We start from the raw sequence: 17,857 nt of genomic DNA, 5'->3' as shown, positions 1-17,857 counted from the left end.
TATATAATACAAAAATGAAAGTAAAAATTGAAGAATCTTGGAAAGAGGTTTTAAAAAATGAATTTAACAAAGAATACTTTAAAAAGCTTGTGGAATTTATAAAACATGAATATAAAACAAAAGTAGGAAAAATATTTCCTCCTCCAAAACTTATATTTAATGCTTTTAATTCTTTACCATTTAAAGACATAAAAGTGGTAATAATTGGACAAGATCCATATCATGGAAAAAATCAAGCAAATGGACTTGCTTTTTCTGTAGATTCAGAAATAAAAATTCCGCCTTCCTTGCAAAACATATTTAAAGAAATAGAAAGAAGTTTAAAAATAAAAACCATCCCAAATGGGGATTTAAAAAGATGGGCAATTCAAGGTGTATTTCTAATAAATACAATCTTAACTGTCGAAGAAGGAAAACCTTCTTCTCACAAAGCTATTGGGTGGGAAATTTTCACAGATGAAGTAATAAAAATAATTTCCAAAAATTTGAAAAATATTGTATTTATGCTTTGGGGCAATTTAGCAAGAAGTAAAAAAAAACTAATTGACCCATCAAAGCATCTAATCCTTGAAACAAGTCACCCATCTCCATATTCAGCAAACAATGGATTTTTGGGATCGAACCATTTTAGCAATGCTTTAAACTATTTGAAAAAACACAATAAAGATGAAATAAACTTTCAATAAAATTGATAAATTCAATATAATAGTTGTAATATAAAATTCTTTTACATAAAAGAATTTTATATTACATAAATACCACTCATAACATAATACAACGGAAATCAATTTAAATTATTTCTCTTTCATATCTTTTTCTTTAATTTCATTAATATTAGTATCTGATTCATTATTCTCATTATTCCAGAAAGTCGAACTATTCTTATTCTCCGTCTTTATATCATCTAAAAAGCTATTATCTGCTCTTCTAGTATTCATAAAAGATAACAAAACTACAAAGACAAAAAAGCACGCTATAAAAAATCCAGTAATTTTTACAGCAACGCTTGAAGACTTTGCCCCAAAAATAGAAGAACTACCACCTCCAAAAACACCGCCTATTCCATCACCCTGCTCATCTTGAATTAAAATTAAAAGGATAATAAAAATCGAAACAATAACAAAAATCATAAAAATACAAAATCTAACTAAACCCAAAATAAACCTCTTAACTAAAAACTATTATTAATTATAGATAAAAAAGATTCAGCCTTCAAAGATGCTCCACCTATTAACGCACCATCAATATTGGGCTGATTCATAAGCTCTTTTATATTGTTTGAATTAACAGAGCCTCCATACTGAATTATAACATTATCTGAAACTGACTTTGAATAAAGCTTCATAATCTCAAGCCTAATTGCTTTATGAACCTCTTCTGCTTCCTCCTTAGTTGCGGTCTTGCCCGTTCCAATTGCCCAAACAGGTTCATAAGCTAAAATTATTCTTTTAATATCTGATTCAGAAACACAATCTAAACCCTTTTTAACCTGATTTAAAACAACATCTAAAGTTTTTCCAGAATCTCTTTCATCAAGAGTTTCTCCAACACAAAGAATTAAGTACTTAAAGGAATGCTTAAGCCCTGCACGAATCTTTTTATTTATTATTTCATCTGTTTCTGCCAAATACAATCTACATTCAGAATGACCAAGTATAACATATTCTACTCCAAATTCTAAAAGCATCGAAGGTGAAATTTCGCTTGTTCTTGCCCCACTTTCCATATAAGACATATTTTGAGCACCCAGAAGAATATTACTGCCCTTAATACATTCTGAAACCTTAGACAAAGCCGTAAATGGGGGAGTTATCATTATTACAAAATCATCTTTTAAAGCCTTAACTCCAGCTGCAATTTCTTTTGCAACAATAGAAGCTTCTGCGCTCGTATAATGCATTTTCCAATTTCCCGCTAAAAACGTTTTTCTCACTTCACTTCTCCAAAACCTTAATACCTGGCAAAATCTTCCCTTCAAGATATTCAAGTGAAGCACCGCCACCTGTTGAAACATGAGTGATCTTATCAGATAAACTAAATTTATTAACAGCTGCAACAGAATCTCCACCACCAACAATAGTTAAACCCAAGCAAGATGCTACCATTTCAGCAACCTTGGCAGTTCCTTTTGAAAATGAATCAAATTCAAATACACCAAGGGGACCATTCCAAATTACAGTCTTGGCGGTTTTTACAACCTTTTCAATTTCTTTTAAAGTATTAACTCCAACATCCATGCCAATCTTGTTTTCAGGAATATTAAAAGAATCAATATATTCAGGAGTAGAATTTTTATTAAAATCGTCCGCTACAACGTGATCAAGTGGTAAAATTACTTCAACACCTAACTCTTTTGCTTTCTTTAGAAAAGAAGAAGCTATATCAATATATTCGATCTCTAAAAGAGATTTACCTATAGAATATCCTTTGGAATGTAAAAAAGTATAAGCCATTCCACCACCAATCACAACTACATTTGACTTTGATAAAAGTGATTCTAGTACTCCAATCTTTGAAGAAACCTTAGACCCACCAATAATCGAAACAAATGGCCTTTCGGGATTTTTTAACACTTCCCCAAGAAATTTGTCTTCTTTTTCCATTAAAAATCCACCAACAGATGGCAAATAATCAGAAACACCTACGGTTGAAGCATGAGCTCTATGAGCTGCTCCAAAGGCATCATTTACAAAAACATCTCCATTCTCAGAAAGTTTTTTTGCAAAACTTTTATCGTTTTTCTCTTCTTCTGCATAAAATCTTACATTTTCAAGCAATGCAACATCGCCATCCTTCATTTGCAAAGTATTATTTACAATTTCGCTTCCAATGCAATCAGAAAGCATCTTGACATCTTGACCTAAAAGCTCTGACAATCTATTGGCAATGGGTTTAAGAGAGTACTTAAGATTTTTCTTGCCCTCTGGTCTACCCAAATGACTTACAAGTACAATCCTAGCCCCTCTTTCTTTTAGATACTCTATTGTAGGCAATGCAGCCTTAATTCTAGTATCATCGCTAATGCTCCCCTCTTTTAGGGGAACATTAAAATCACACCTTACTAAAGCTCGCTTGCCCGCAAAGCTATTAAAATCTTTTACTGTTTTTATTGACATTTTATTTTATTACCTTACAAGCATTTCTACTTATTTTACTAATTTTTGAGCAAGATCAACCACTCTTGTAGAATATCCAAACTCGTTATCATACCATGACAACACCTTTGCAAATCCATTTTCAAGAACCATTGTCTCAAGACCATCAACAATAGAAGAATGGGAATTTCCCTTTATATCTGAAGATACAATCGGATCTTCAGTGTACCCTAAGATACCTTTAAGCTCGAGTGTTTCTGATGCCTTTCTAAGAACAGAATTAATCTCTTCTTTTGTAACATCTTTTTTCTTGAGTTGAACCGTAAAATCAACAATTGAACCTGTTGGTACAGGCACTCTCATTGAAGTCCCATTCAACTTTCCCCTAAGTTCAGGCAAAACAAGTCCAACGGCTTTTGCAGCACCGGTTGAAGTTGGAATAATAGAAAGTGCAGCAGCCCTTGCTCGTCTAAGATCAGAATGAGGAAGATCCAAAATTCTTTGATCATTTGTATAAGCATGAACAGTTGTCATAAGTCCTTGTTCTATTCCAAATGATTCATGAAGCACTTTCGCAAGAGGTGCCAAACAATTGGTTGTACATGAAGCATTTGATACGGCTTTTAAATCAGAATTAATATCCTGATCATTTACACCAAGAACTATTGTTTTAATTTCGTCCTTGGCAGGAACTGTTAAAATAACTTTCTTGGCTCCAGCATGACTTACGTGATCAAGATACCCCCCCTTATCACTAGTTGCTGATGAAAAAACACCTGTTGATTCAATTACAACATCAATTCCAAGCTTTCCCCAAGGAAGATTTTTTGGATCTCTCTCAGCAATAATTTTTATTTCTCTTCCATCAACAACAATAGCACCATCTCTTGACTCAACTTTTTTATTATATACTCCAAAAGTAGAATCATACTTTAAAAGATGTGCAAGGGTTTTAGGATCTGTTAAATCATTTATTGCTACAATATCAATTCCTCTTTCAAAAGCAATCTTAAAAACATTTCTACCAATACGACCAAAACCATTAATAGCCAATTTCATACAAAATCCTCCGATTTTTTTTGATTTTATTCTTACTAGAATTATTAAATCATAAATTAACAACAAGTGTCAAACTATCTTTTTACAAGCACAGTGGCTCCCTCTTGAATATAATCTTTTAAAAAAGTAGAAGATTTTATAGTACCTCTAGAAATATAATCACTTATATCTTCAATTAAAATCTCCCCCAAAATATCTGATTTTTTGTAAACAATAAAACCAGAATCTCTAGCACCATTATTTAAAGCACCTTCTTTAAGAATTAAAAAAATATCTCCATTTACAACACCGCTTACTTGACCAAGATTAATAAGAACATCATCATTTTTAATTTGAAGGATCTTTCCTTTTTTGGGCAAATAATCATGAAAATCTTTAGAAAGAGAATTTAAAGCATTACTTAAATAATTAGCACCTCCCACATCATAAGAGAAAGAAGTAACCTTAATTCCTGTTTTCCCTGAAAAAACATTCACCGCCAAAGTAGCTGTATTTTTTAAAACATCTGCATTAAAATCAAAAATTAAAAATAAATCCAAATTATTATTTCTTGAATAAGAAAATCCTTCTGAAAAATTATTAATCAAATAATCTCTATTTTTATTGTAATCAAAATTATAGTTAACTATTTCTATATTTAAATTACGCTCAAGAACCCTTTCAGCAAATCTTAATATCAAATCGTTTGCCCCAAAAAACTTATTCTCACTTTGAGTGAAAATAGCCATCCTATAAACCATTCTGTCATCATAAAGCTTATTAAAATCAGCAATACTTTTATATCCATATTTATAAAATAAAGACTTTCTAACATCAAAAGACACAACATCATAAAAATCCAAAATTCTAGAATCTGTAGAATTTCTCTGTTTTACCAAATAAAAAAGCTGCTCATAAGCCATAATATCTAAATTCATAAGCTTATAGATTTTTGAAAGCAAAAATCTAGCACTATCATTATCAGGCCAAATATCAACAGCATTTTTTGCATTAAACAATGCTTTGTTTAAATTTAAAGATTTAAAAGCTTTAAACCCTTCATTTTCATAATGCTTAGAAATTTTAGCATTGGAATTATTTTCCAAAAAATTTCTAAAATTAGATGCAAAAAAACTCTCCTCAAGAGCAATATTATAAAATTCTAAATCTTTTTTAAGATCTTTAGCCCGCTCCAAATTTAAAACAGCCTTTTCAACATTCCCAAATTTTAAATAAGAATATCCCAATAAATAATAAAGTTCATCAGAATCTTTATCAACCAAAATAGCATTCTGTAATGCATTTATTGCATCTTCATATTTAAATTCATGCAAATAAACAAGCGCAAGCAATCGATATGCATCAACAACTCCAAAATCTTTGTAAGAACTTTCAATTAAAGCCAAATAATTTAAAGCATACTTTTCGGCAAGCCCCAAGTTATTACTACTAATGTAAAATTCAGCTACTCTTTTATGAAAATCTGGGAAAGATAAAAAATTTACCCTAACTTTATTTATCAAATGTCTAATCTTGTCATGCATTCCTAGCCTTTGATAAATATCAACAAGATGTTCAAATGCACTATAATTATTTTGACTGTAATCAAGAATAGATAAATAATAATTAGCAGCAGCTATGAACAATCCATTTTTTTCAAAAATCGAAGCAAGTCCAACCAAAGCATCAATATTATTTCTCTGTTTAACTAAAATCTCAGAATAGATTTTTTTTGCTTGATCAATTTTATTATTTTTTAACAATATATTTGCATAAAGAATTTTATATTCAGTGTCTTCGTTAGACATTTTGTAAGCTTTCTCTATGAAAAATTGCGCTTGAGTATATATCTTAAGAGAATAATAAATTGATGCAATAAATTTATAAGCTTCATAATAATTGGGATTAATTTTTATAGCCTCAACAAGTTCATCAATAGCATCATAATACCTTTTAGATAAATAGTACTCATGGGCCTTTTGATAATGCCCTAATGCTGTGGTATCACTGCCCAATAGAACACTAAAATTTAAAAGGAATAATATAAAAAATCTATTAAAATTCATAAACCTTCCTTCTCGGAAATCTTTATCACTTTAATATTTCTTTGATGCATATTTTTAATTGAAAAAACCAAATTACTATATTCTACCTTTTCATTTTTCAAAGGAATCCTCCCAAAAAGATCATAAACGAAACCGCCAAGAGTATCAAAGTCTCCATTTGGCAAATTTAAATTAAGCTTTTCATTTAAATCCTCTATTAAAATTCTCGCATCACAAAGATAAGACCCATCATCAAGACGAACTATTTCATCAAGCTCATTGTCAAATTCATCCTGAATGTCACCCACTATCTCTTCAAGAATATCTTCAAGCGTCACAAGCCCTGAAACCCCACCATACTCATCAACTACAATTGCAATATGTACATGATTTTCTTGAAATTCTTTTAAAAGAGAGTCTGTTTTTTTGCTTTCAGGAACAAACATAACCTTTCGCATAATATCTTTTAAATCTATTTCGTAGAAATCTTTTTTACACATGTGCAATAGCACATCTCTTGTATGGATTATCCCAACAATATTGTCAATAGTGCCATGATACACAGGAAATCTTGAATGACTGCTAGATGTTACAACCTTTAAAAGCTCGTCCTTACTCTTAGCGTAATCAACAAATATAACTCCTATCCTAGGAATCATAATCTCTTTTACAATAGTCTCTTTAAGAGCATTGAAATTTTTTACCAAAGAAGTTTCAATATTCGACTTATCTTCAAGATCATTTTTTGGGCTTCCTTTCTTCTTCTTGTTTTTAAAATTAAAAAATCCCAACATCTAAAATACCCTTTTATTTTTTCTTAAGATATTTTCTTGAAGAATCAACATACCTTCCTTTTGAAAATCATTAGTTTCATGTTCATATCCCATTAAATGCAAAATTCCATGAATAGTAACACGTTGAAGTTCTTCATAAATTTCAACATTAAACTCTTGAGCACTAAATTTTAAATATTCAAAAGATATTATAAGATCTCCTTGTATTTTATAGTTTATACCATCAACCAAATCTTCGCTAAGTTCATTATAATTAAAAGAAAGAACATCGGTTGGCTCGTTCTTGTTTCTAAATTTATTATTTAATTTTTGTATATAAGCATTATCACAAAGAATAACTGAAAGTTCAAAATCACTAATAGAAAGAGTATTTAAAACAGATAAAATAAAATCATAAAAAACACTAAAATGTTCAAATTTAATATTTTCTATCAATAAATTCAAATCAGATTTGGACAAATTAACTATACCCTAGAATAATCCATATATAACTTATAAAATAATTTGCTTGCCATGGCATTGAATTATTTTATTTTGCAAACTAAAAACCAAAAAAATCCTTAATTATATTTTCAAAAGCATCTTCTTGCAAAAAGCCAACAGAAACCTTTGGCTTGCCATCAATAGGAATAAAAAGAATAGTTGGAAGACTTTGCACTCCAAGCGCAGAAGAAATATCTTGTTCTTTATCTGTATCTATCTTATAAAAATCAATACTATTCCCATACTTTTTAGAAAGTTTTTCAAAAATCGGAGAGAGCATTTTACATGGACCACACCAATCGGCATAAAAATCAATTATAGCAGGTCTCTCGCCTCTAAAACTCCACTCTTTATTATTCTTATAATCAAAAATTTTAGTAACAAAATGTTCTTTGGTTAAAGAAATAGCCATATATTCTACATGCCCCCTATCGACTTAAAATTATATCACAAATACAATATTAATAATAAGGAATTATAAAATGAATCTAATGTTAATAACTTTTAATGAATTTAAAATAGGAATTTCACTCAATGACACTAGAGCAGAACATCTTGTTAAAATCTTAAAATTAAAAGATAACGACAAATTTAAATTTGGCATTCTTGGAGAAAAAAACATTTACCATTGCATTTACAAAAAAGATAAAAAACTATTTTTCAATAACATCTTTAAAATAGGGGAATCTAATAAACTCAAAAAATTAAATGTACTAATTGGAATAATAAGACCAATTGTTGCCAAGAGAATCATAAAAGAACTTGCTAGTATTGGAATATACGAAATAATTTTTTTCAATACTAAGCTTACTGAAAAATCATATTTAAATTCTAAAATTTTTAAAAACAATGATTACGAAAAACATTTAATAGAAGGAGCGATGCAGGGAGGAATAACGTACTTACCAAAAATAAAAATTATGAAAAATTTGAAAGACAGTCTTCAATATATTAAACAAAAAAATTTTGGAATAAAAATATTGCTTGAAAAAAATAGCAAAAAAAATTTAATTGATATCGAACAAGTAAAAAATGCAACCATTATTGTAGGACCTGAGAGAGGATTTACAGAAAAAGAAAAACAGCTAATAACGCAATATAATTTTTCCTCTTACAATATATCTCCAAATATCCTAAGAACTGAAACGGCCATACTTGCTGCATCCATTATTACTGTATCGAAACTAATTAACATATAATCAATTTATAACTGTTTGATTGAAAAGCTTGTCATAAATATAAAGTTCAATCGTAGAGCCTTTGTAAGCCTCATAGGGCAATTTAATCAACCCTCCTTTCGATTTAAAGAAATAAATCAAAGAATTTTCACCATCCGAACCTTTTAACCTAACAGACATATCAACATAAGATGGATGTTGCCTTAATTTATAATTCAAAATTCCAAAAACAATTTTATTATCAACCTTAGGCTTTGCAATAGTAATTAAAATTTTATCTGATTCGCTTATTTTAGTTCCAGGTGGAATAGACTGAAAAACAACATTTCCAAAATCGTCCTTATCTACCAAATCAATGTCAAAACTAATACTATCGTTCAGAAGAGAAGCAATCGCATCCTTATAATAAATTCCAATATAATTTTTAACATATTTTTCTAAATGATCTTTACCCTTACTAATTAAAAACTGAAGATCTGTTAAACTTGATATTTGACTACCTGGTGACGGATTTTGACGAATTATTATACCTTTTGGCAATTCGCTTTCAACCTCAAGGGGCTTAACAATATGGTAAAGTAATTTGGAATTATCAAAAGAATTAGCCTTTAAATTGATGATAACATCGTCAATGTTTTTGCCAATAAAACTATCAACTCTATTTATTATAGCCCCTTTGCTAATGAAAATTATAACCTTATTGCTATGCCTTAAAACAGTTCCCGGTTTTGGTCCCTGTTCTATCACTCTTCCTTTGTCAAGAGCACTTGAAGAAAATTTAAATTCAATATGAGGAATCAACTCTTTTCTTTGTAATTCAATAATAGCATCTTCAATAGTAAGAGAATAAAGATTCGGAACAACTGTAATCTCTTTATTTTCTAAAACCATAAAGAAAATTGCAAAAGAAACAATTAAAGATCCAAAAATAACCAAAAGCAATGCCTTGATCGTAGTTTTAGGCAAAATCAACATTTCATTATTACAATTTTTGCAACTCTGAGCCAAATCCAATTTACTTTCAAGCAATTCATCTGCATTAGAAAATTTATTTTCTAGATTGTCATTATTATTGAAACTAATATATCCCTCCTATTTAAGAAAACACTTGTCCTATTAGCTGTCTACTCCCATTATAAAAAGACTTAAAATCTAAAACCTTTCTTCCAGGTCTTTGAACTTCTAAGAGCAAAAGAATTCCTTCACCAGTATTAACAAATAATCCTTTCTCAGAATCAAAATCAACAATTTCTCCTACTTTTCTCTCTTTATATAAATCTATTTTCAAAAAATCAGCACGATGAAAAATAATGTCGCTATAATTAAGCCTAGCTCTTGCAAGTGGCCAAGGATTGCATGCGTTAATTCTGTTTTTAATCTCAAATGCACTTAAATTAAAATCTATAAATCCCAATTCTTTTTTAAAAAAAGAACAAAAAGTAGCTTCACTTGATTTTTGAGGAATCCCCACAAAACCTTTACTAATTTTTTCTAAAGCCTCCAAAACAAGGCTTGGACTAAGACTTGATACAAGCTTTGAAATATCATAACTTGTATCATAAGATCTTATTTTAAATTTTTTTTGCACTAAAATGTTACCGCTATCCATTTCCAAAGCCATACTCTGAATAGTAATACCACTAACAGAATCACCATTTAAAATTGCAGATTGAATCGGAGAAACACCTCTATATTTGGGCAAAAGAGAAGGATGAACATTGATACACCCCTTTGGGAAAATATCCAAAAATTCTTTTTTAAATATCTTGCCATAAGAAAAAACTAACATTAAATCTGGATTCAAATCTCTAATTAGATTTAATATATTATCATCAAGAGTCAAGGGATCAAAAACTTTAATATCCTTAGCAATAGCCTCCACCTTTATTACATTTTGACTTAACTTCTGCCCTCTGCCTTTAGGCTTATCAGGCAAGGTCAGAACTCCCACCACTTCATAATGCTTTATAACTTCCTTTAAAACTTCTAAAGCAATAGAAGAAGAGCTTATAAAAAATATTTTCATTTTGCTTTAAGACCTCTTTCTCTCATATAAGGCTTTAACAATTTATTTTTTATCCTTTTTTCGTAATAATCAATAAAAAGAACTCCATTTAAATGGTCCATTTCATGCTGAATAATTCTTGCCAAAAAATCAGAATTTTCTATAGTAAAAGATTTTCCATTCTCGTCATAAAAATTTACAACAATAGCCTTAGGCCTCATTAAATCATAATAAACTCCTGGTATACTTAAACATCCTTCTTTGTAAGAATTAAGCTCATAAGAAGTCTCTGTTATTAAAGGGTTAATAAAAACCAAAGGCCTTGCCATTTTATTCTCTCTAACTACAAAAAGTGACAAATCAAGGCCTACCTGAGGAGCAGCGAGTCCAACTCCACCGCTAATGTCCATTAATTCTATCATCTTTTTTGCATAATCTCTGATCTTGTCATCAATATTATCGATTTGCTTTGTCTTAACACGAAGCAAATCATTAGGATAAAATATCATTTCCATAAAAACTCATCCCTCTTTCAAAAAAAAGACACTTATTTTATTTTTCCAAAAAGCTTCCATTCCTCATTTCCCAATAATGAAAAATAAATATTACCAGTCCTGGACTTAGGAATAGCATAAAGCTTGTTTTCATCAATATCTTTAAAAACTAAAAATTCTTTAAGATCTGTATCAAAAAGAACAAGCTTTCTGTCTTTACCATCAAACTTTAATCGCCAATCACCTTTTAATGTTTTATAAAAAAAGATCTTCTCGTCAATAGTATTAATTTCATAATTTTTTTGCTTTTTTAGAACACTTGTTGATTTTATAGCCCCCATAAGATAGCTCAAAAAATCCTTATCAAATTGAATACTACTCAAAATAGTTCCCACATAAGCTGCCTTTATTTGCTCATTTTTAGAATCTACAAAAAAAATAGTGGGGCTTTTTTGTAGATTAATTTTATTAAAAATTTCATTATCCTTATCGATAACTAAGAAAACATTTTTTTTAGATACCGTGTTAATAATTTCATCATTTTTAAAAGAATTTAAAAAATTCTTTATTAGATTTTCCTTAATATCTCTGCCAACCAAAATTAAAACATTTTTATCCAATTTTTGGGCTTTTTTAATTGCAATCTCATAAGAGCCCTCAAAAATAATATCTTCCGACAAAGAAAACAAGTCTGAAAATCCTTGATTTAAAATCATTAAAAATGCAATTATAAATCTCATATTTTACTTGTCAGCTTTGCTAAAAATTCTAACTCCCATTCATCATTAAAATGCTCTTTTAAAGTTAAAAATATGCATTCATGATAATTATTGATATAATTTAATTCATCTTCTGAAAGCATTTCTTTTACTATCAACTCTTTTTCAAAAGGAACAAGAGTTAAATTTTCAAACTCTAAAAAAGTTCCAAAGTCGTTTGTAAAAGCTTGCTTTACAAAAACTAAATTTTCAATCCTTATTCCATGACTAAATGTTTTATAAAGACCGGGCTCGATTGAAACCACCTCAGAACCTTTAAAAGAATAGTTAGAATCAGGACTAATCGAAACTGGAAGTTCATGAACATTAAGGAAAAATCCAACACCATGTCCAGTACCATGAATAAAATTCAATTCATTTTTTAAAAGCGGCAATCTACAAATTCCATCAAGAAAAGCCCCCGAAGATCCATATGGAAACTTTAAAGAAGCAAGGCTAATGAAAGCTTTAAGAACCAAAGTATAGTCACGCTTTTCCTCATCAGAAGCATTCCCTACCAGAAAAACTCTTGTAACATCTGTAGTACCAAGTCCAAAATAAGAACCTCCAGAATCAATCAAAAGAAGACCTTTAGTATTTATTTTCTTACCTCTCTTGGGCTTATAATGGGGAAAAGCCCCATTTTCCTTAAAGCCAACTATTGAATCAAAACTAGAACTAAAAAAATCTTTACTCGATTCCCTAAAATGTAAAAGCATATCAGCAATATCTATTTCATCTAACTCAGCCAATTCGACCTTACTTAGACTTTTAAATTTACGTAAAAATTTAATCAGACAAATAGCATCGACAATATGCGCTTCTTTCATCTTAAGAAGTTCATAATCGGTTTTTACTGCCTTAAGATTGCTTATAATAGTCTCTCCAAAAATAATATTGGACTCGCCGAGAACTTTCAAAACTCTAATATTAGTAGAAAATGAAACAAAAAATCTACCTTCATGCTTTATTCGATCTAGAAAACAGTAAAAATTACTATAAGAATCTATTTCAAAATTTTCCATTCCAAGTATTTCTTTAATTCTTGAATCAAGTTTTTTTGTATCAATAAAAAGAACATTTTTTCGATCTTTGTTCCTAGATATTAAAAGAAACGAATAAAACAATGCAGACTTTTTAACATCTGCCCCTCTTAAATTCAATATCCAAGCAATCTCATCAAGAGCGGTAATAACATAAAAATCCGCCAAATTTTTTTCTAAGATTAAACAAATAGACTTGATTTTTTCAACTCTTTTATTATTCTTCTCAGCATCAATCAATTCAACTATATTACTAAACTCAATCTGGGGTCTAGATTTCCAAATTAAATCAATTAGATCTTGATTTAAAACCTTAATATGTGTATTTTTACATTTTTCAGACAGCTCTTTATAAAACTTTATACTAATCTCATCAGAGTAAATTCCAAGCTTTGATTCTTGGAGATTTAAATTTATATACGTAAAAATGTCAGGGAATCCTTTTACTCCAAGCTTTATTAATACAACTTCGGTTCCCTTAAGTTCTTGATCGGCCTGTAAAAAATATCTACCATCCGTGAAAAGAACAGCTTTGGATAATGTTACAATTACCGTACCAAAGCTACCAGAAAAGCCTGTAATAAATTTGCGAGTACTATACCTTTCATGAGAATATTCACTAAAATGAGGATCATAACCTGCTACCAAATACGCATCAACCCCACTTTCTCTCATATGATCCCTAAGCAAAGCTAATCTTTTATTAATATCCAAAAAAATCCCCTTTATACAACCCTAATAATACTAGTATACCAAATAATTTTCAATTTAAAAAAAAAAATATATTTGATATAATTTAGCTTGAAATTAACTCCTAAAGGATAAAATATGAAAAATATTAAAGCGGTTGCCTCTGATCTTGACGGCACTCTTTTACTATCAAAAAGCTGTATTGGAGCATTTACAGAACTTGTAATTAAAAAATTAACAAAAGAAAAAAAGAAATTCGTAATCGCAACAGGAAGAAGTAAGAATGAAATCACTCAAATTACAAAAAAAATAGATCAACTGCAAGTTTCATTTTTTATTACATTAAACGGAGCAAAAGTTTACAATCAAGAATGGAAATTAATAAAAAGTCATAATTTATCTCCTGAAGTGGTAAAGAAAATTTTAAATTTAAGAGACGAAAAATTTGGCCACATACCTCATTTTCTACATAAAGCAGATCAATACGACGATCAATTAAATATTGACATCAAAACTAAAATTGCAATTGATCAATGCCAAAAATTTAAAAAAGAATCCAATATCTTTAGGCATGAAATAGTCAGTCCAATCAATAAAATTATAGAAATTAAAGACTTTAGTGAGCTTAAAAATTTTGAAAATGTTGCAAAAATAATATTAGCTGGCAGAGAAGAAAGCCTAATAGAATATGAAGCAATGATTTTAGAAAAATACAAAGGAGAAATAAATGCATACCTTTCTACTCCAAATTCGCTAGAAATTGTAGATCATAAAGTCTCAAAAGGAAATGCATTAAGCGAAGTTCTTAAAACTATCAACATTGATTTAAGCGAAACCATAGCTTTTGGAGATGGATTTAATGATACTGATATGTTAGAAAATGTAAAAAAGGGATTACTAATGGGAAATGCAAATTATAGATTAAAAGCAATGCTGCCTTACTTGGAAGTAATAGGGACAAATGACGAAGAAGCTGTTGCAAATTACATTAATGAGAATGTTTTAGAAGAACCTATTCAGGAGGAATAAATGGAGACAGATTTAACAAAATATGCAGAACTTATAATTTTAAAAGGAATTAATTTACAAAAAAATCAATGTGTTTTAATTCAAGGTTCAATCGAAAATTACAATTTTTTGAAAATATTAGCAAAAAAGGCCTATGAACATGGAGCTAAATATGTCAAGCTAAATATTAAAGACATTGATATTTTAAAATCAAGATTAAAATTCTCACAAGAGGAAAGCTTAGAATTCATTCCAAATGCTGAGAAGAGCTTCTTAGAAGAAATGGTTCAAGATAAATGGGCAAGAATAAACGTCGATGATACAGAAAATTTTGAAGCATTAAAAGAGGACATTGGTCAAAAAATGTCAATTTATCAAAAAGCCTTAAATCTAGCAAGCAAAAAATTATCGCAAGCAATAATGAGCAACGAAATAGCCTGGTGTGTTGTTTGCTCACCAGGTCCAAAATGGGCTTCTAAAGTTTTAAATAAAAAAGAAGGAAATAAAACTTTAGAAGAATTTTTCGAAATACAAAAGAAAATATTATTACTTGATAAAGAAAATCCAATAGAAAAATGGGAATCCCATGGAGAAAAACTTCACAAAAGATGCAAAATATTAAATGAACTTAACCTAGAAAAGGTTATCTTTAAAAACGAAAAAACAAACTTGGAAGTATACCTACTTGAAACTTCTCTATGGACCGGTGGAAGCGAAAAAGTTAAAGGAACAGAAATAGAATTCAATGCCAATATACCAACAGAAGAAGTTTTTACAACTCCAAACTACAAAAAAACAAAAGGAATTGTATATACCACCCGCCCCGTCATGGTGCTTGGAACACTAATATCTGGAATATGGTTAAAATTTGAAAATGGAAAAGTAGTTGACTTTGGCTGTAATGATGAGAAGCAACAAGAAATATTAAAATCGCACATCGAAACCGACATTCAAGCAAAATATATAGGAGAAGTAGCACTAGTTGACAGCAGTTCCCCTATTTATCAAAGTAATCTTATTTTTTACAGCACATTATACGATGAAAATGCAAGTTGCCACATAGCACTGGGAGCTGCATATCCATCTTGTTTAAGCAACGAAGAAGATTTAAAAACTGACACCAATAAACTAACTTACGGATGCAACGTTTCATTAATACATACGGATTTAATGATTGGAAGCGACGACTTGAATGTCATTGGTGTGAGCAAAAATGGAAAAGAATACACAATAATAAAAGCTGGCAAATTCGCAATATAAAAGGGGGTTTATAATGATAAGGGCATTGCTTACAAATAAGCTTTTTTTATCTTGTCTTTTATCAGGAATTTCTGCTCAAGTAATCAAATATAGTATCCAAACCGTAAAAACAAGAAAGTTAAAATTAACTCCAGCACATCTTTTAAAAAAAATTTTCCTAGAAACAGGAGGCATGCCAAGCAGTCATTCATCAACAGTTACTGCTCTTTCAACCTCAATTGCATTAACTGAAGGAATAGATACAAATTTTATAATAGCTCTTGCCTTTGCCCTTATTACAATAAGAGATTCTTTCGGAGTAAGATATATGTCTGGAGTTCAAGCAGAATATTTGAACGCATTATCAGAAAAATTAAAAAAAGAAATAAAAATTGACACAACAAAAATAAAAGTGGTCAAAGGACATAAAAAGAAAGAGGTTCTAACGGGCATAATAATAGGAATAGTATCTGCATATATTGTATGCTGTTTGTAGCATAAGGAAAAAATAAATGGTGCGTTTTTTAAGTTTTTTATGTCTAATTGCAACAATACCGCTTATCAATTCCTGCGATTTAGCTCAATTTGGAGATTACAAACCATTATACTTTGCAAATGAAGCCGATCTAAAAACCGCTAATGAATATATAAATTCACAAGGGTATAAAACAATCTCAGAATACACAACTAAAATTGACATTTTAGACTTCCCTGAAAATAAAACAATAACAATAAATGAAGTAAGCAAGCTAAACAACCTTGATCTGAGGAAAAATATATTTTTAAAAAAACTGCCCAATCTTTTCAACATAGCAGATAAAAAACTTCTTTATGTTGAAAACAAGTTCAAAAATATAAATTTTAAAAATCTAAAAAAAGCGCTCAATATTAATATTGACATGCATTCTCTTGACCACAAAACAAAAATTAATCTTATATCAATCACAATATTTCTAATCATAATAATTTTATTAATTTTTTTAGAACCAGCAAACTCTACATTTACTTTAATTTTCCTATTAATCTCATCCCTTACCTTTCTAATAAGTAAAGAAATAATGTATTTTTATCCATTTGTAATTCTCTCTTATTTGTTATTTTCAATAATCAATAATTTTAACAAAAATTACAACAAAATATATTTAAAAGAAATAAATTTCTTAACACTAATAACGAAAATAAAATACTTATTATTTTTATTTATATTCACAACTCTATATTTCATTACGATCACAGCCTTTTTTACTACAAATATTGATCCCACTTTTATTGCATTTGTTGCAATAACAACTCTTTGCATTTTTTTAATTTTCAGTTGGATCAAAACAGAAAGCAATTTTAAAGATACGTTCTTATTCCCTATCGAAATTAAAGAGAAAAAAAAAGAAGAAAAAAAAACTTTAAAGCTAAAAATAGCAATACATCTCTTGCTATTTACACTCTCATTAATTCCGTTCACTTATTCAAACTATATGCTAAATTCTTATAAAAACATCAACTATCTTTACAGTAAAAAATTAAATTATTTTGATTATTTAAATCCTAACAATATTTATATAATGCTAGGATACAACAAAGAAATACCTAACATCGTGGGGTACCTATCCCATATTCTTTATCAAAACGAACTAAAATACAATATTGCCGCTAAATATGGAGAAATTCCTAAAAACATAAAAGAAAATTACTTTGAAATCAAAACCGACAAGATAGAAATTAATCCTAAAACTGTTTATGAAGTAGACAAATCATTTATTGATGAAGCTCTTAAAAAAGAGCTTGCAAATCTGTTTTTAAGAAATAAAAACCCAATCTTAATATATAAAGAAAACAAGAACAATATAAGCATAGATAAAAAAAATTACAAAATACTCTTCTTATTCTCTTTGCCCTTCCTTGTATTGCTATTCCTATTTAAAGCAATAAGATTTACAATTCTTTTAAACATAAATGAAAAAACCTATAAAAAATATATTCAAGGATAATT

At 29.2% G+C, this 17,857-nt stretch carries 19 protein-coding genes; 6 read left to right on the top strand and 13 right to left on the bottom strand.

Annotated features, from left to right (window positions below; all coding sequences use genetic code 11):
• The first annotated feature begins 14 nt into the window (after nucleotides 1-14).
• A complete protein-coding gene (ung, locus tag BLO14_RS04025; RefSeq protein WP_091973179.1) occupies nucleotides 15-686 on the top strand; it encodes a uracil-DNA glycosylase in 672 nt (223 codons plus the stop codon).
• Nucleotides 687-794: 108 nt separating this feature from the next.
• Here the strand turns inward: ung and secG are convergent, their stop codons facing one another.
• The 8 genes from secG to trxA all read right to left on the bottom strand — a co-directional run bounded on the left by secG (nucleotide 795) and on the right by trxA (nucleotide 7,867).
• The gene (gene secG, locus BLO14_RS04020; RefSeq protein WP_091973175.1) at nucleotides 795-1,157 is read right to left on the bottom strand and encodes a preprotein translocase subunit SecG; all 363 of its coding nucleotides are present in this window, start codon (nucleotides 1,155-1,157) and stop codon (nucleotides 795-797) included.
• A gap of 14 nt (nucleotides 1,158-1,171) precedes the next feature.
• Nucleotides 1,172-1,933 (bottom strand): triose-phosphate isomerase, encoded by a 762-nt coding sequence (tpiA, locus tag BLO14_RS04015; RefSeq protein WP_091973172.1) that lies wholly within the window; start codon nucleotides 1,931-1,933, stop codon nucleotides 1,172-1,174.
• A gap of 1 nt (nucleotide 1,934) precedes the next feature.
• Nucleotides 1,935-3,116 (bottom strand): phosphoglycerate kinase, encoded by a 1,182-nt coding sequence (locus BLO14_RS04010; protein ID WP_091973169.1) that lies wholly within the window; start codon nucleotides 3,114-3,116, stop codon nucleotides 1,935-1,937.
• Between the two features lie 30 nt (nucleotides 3,117-3,146).
• Complete coding sequence (gene gap / locus BLO14_RS04005) at nucleotides 3,147-4,154, bottom strand: type I glyceraldehyde-3-phosphate dehydrogenase (protein WP_091973167.1); 1,008 nt, start codon at nucleotides 4,152-4,154, stop codon at nucleotides 3,147-3,149.
• Nucleotides 4,155-4,228: 74 nt separating this feature from the next.
• Nucleotides 4,229-6,199, bottom strand: a complete 1,971-nt coding sequence (locus tag BLO14_RS04000) for a tetratricopeptide repeat protein (RefSeq protein WP_091973164.1) — start codon at nucleotides 6,197-6,199, stop codon at nucleotides 4,229-4,231.
• A complete protein-coding gene (locus tag BLO14_RS03995) occupies nucleotides 6,196-6,972 on the bottom strand; it encodes a hemolysin family protein (protein WP_091973161.1) in 777 nt (258 codons plus the stop codon). The genes BLO14_RS04000 and BLO14_RS03995 overlap by 4 nt, the downstream gene beginning before the upstream one ends.
• Nucleotides 6,973-7,431, bottom strand: coding sequence for an rRNA maturation RNase YbeY (gene ybeY / locus BLO14_RS03990; protein ID WP_091973158.1), 459 nt, complete (start codon nucleotides 7,429-7,431; stop codon nucleotides 6,973-6,975).
• Nucleotides 7,432-7,513: 82 nt separating this feature from the next.
• Entirely contained in the window at nucleotides 7,514-7,867 is a 354-nt protein-coding gene (gene trxA / locus BLO14_RS03985; RefSeq protein ID WP_091973155.1) for a thioredoxin, read from the bottom strand.
• A gap of 70 nt (nucleotides 7,868-7,937) precedes the next feature.
• On the opposite strand from trxA, the gene BLO14_RS03980 reads away from it, so the two are divergent.
• Nucleotides 7,938-8,654, top strand: coding sequence for a 16S rRNA (uracil(1498)-N(3))-methyltransferase (locus BLO14_RS03980; protein WP_091973152.1), 717 nt, complete (start codon nucleotides 7,938-7,940; stop codon nucleotides 8,652-8,654).
• On the opposite strand, the gene BLO14_RS03975 is transcribed toward BLO14_RS03980, so the two are convergent.
• The 5 genes from BLO14_RS03975 to BLO14_RS03955 form a co-directional block, all read right to left on the bottom strand.
• Nucleotides 8,655-9,608 carry a PASTA domain-containing protein gene (locus BLO14_RS03975; protein WP_091973310.1) on the bottom strand — a complete coding sequence of 318 codons (954 nt, stop codon included), beginning with the start codon at nucleotides 9,606-9,608 and terminating at the stop codon, nucleotides 8,655-8,657.
• A gap of 121 nt (nucleotides 9,609-9,729) precedes the next feature.
• On the bottom strand, nucleotides 9,730-10,659 hold the full coding sequence (gene fmt, locus BLO14_RS03970) for a methionyl-tRNA formyltransferase (protein WP_091973148.1): 930 nt from the start codon (nucleotides 10,657-10,659) through the stop codon (nucleotides 9,730-9,732).
• Nucleotides 10,656-11,153 carry a peptide deformylase gene (def, locus tag BLO14_RS03965; RefSeq protein ID WP_091973145.1) on the bottom strand — a complete coding sequence of 166 codons (498 nt, stop codon included), beginning with the start codon at nucleotides 11,151-11,153 and terminating at the stop codon, nucleotides 10,656-10,658. Before def ends, fmt begins: the two co-directional genes overlap by 4 nt.
• Before the next feature lie 32 nt (nucleotides 11,154-11,185).
• Complete coding sequence (locus BLO14_RS03960) at nucleotides 11,186-11,872, bottom strand: hypothetical protein (RefSeq protein WP_091973140.1); 687 nt, start codon at nucleotides 11,870-11,872, stop codon at nucleotides 11,186-11,188.
• A complete protein-coding gene (locus BLO14_RS03955) occupies nucleotides 11,869-13,647 on the bottom strand; it encodes an aminopeptidase P family protein (RefSeq protein ID WP_091973137.1) in 1,779 nt (592 codons plus the stop codon). Before BLO14_RS03955 ends, BLO14_RS03960 begins: the two co-directional genes overlap by 4 nt.
• A gap of 114 nt (nucleotides 13,648-13,761) precedes the next feature.
• Here BLO14_RS03955 and BLO14_RS03950 point away from each other — a divergent pair, with 114 nt between their 5' ends.
• Genes BLO14_RS03950 through BLO14_RS03935 form a run of 4 tightly spaced genes read left to right on the top strand, consistent with a single transcriptional unit; the run spans nucleotide 13,762 to nucleotide 17,855 of the window.
• Entirely contained in the window at nucleotides 13,762-14,652 is an 891-nt protein-coding gene (locus BLO14_RS03950) for an HAD family hydrolase (protein ID WP_091973135.1), read from the top strand.
• On the top strand, nucleotides 14,653-15,891 hold the full coding sequence (locus BLO14_RS03945; protein WP_091973132.1) for an aminopeptidase: 1,239 nt from the start codon (nucleotides 14,653-14,655) through the stop codon (nucleotides 15,889-15,891).
• Between the two features lie 13 nt (nucleotides 15,892-15,904).
• Entirely contained in the window at nucleotides 15,905-16,366 is a 462-nt protein-coding gene (locus tag BLO14_RS03940; RefSeq protein ID WP_091973129.1) for a divergent PAP2 family protein, read from the top strand.
• A gap of 16 nt (nucleotides 16,367-16,382) precedes the next feature.
• Nucleotides 16,383-17,855: a hypothetical protein gene (locus tag BLO14_RS03935; protein ID WP_091973126.1), complete on the top strand. Its 1,473-nt coding sequence runs from the start codon at nucleotides 16,383-16,385 to the stop codon at nucleotides 17,853-17,855.
• Nucleotides 17,856-17,857 lie beyond the last annotated feature (2 nt).

Origin of the sequence: Borreliella japonica (genome assembly GCF_900099615.1) — a bacterium.
Lineage (GTDB): Bacteria > Spirochaetota > Spirochaetia > Borreliales > Borreliaceae > Borreliella > Borreliella japonica.
Note: the sequence above shows the minus strand (reverse complement) of the source record. Positions and strands in the feature narration are given on the sequence as shown.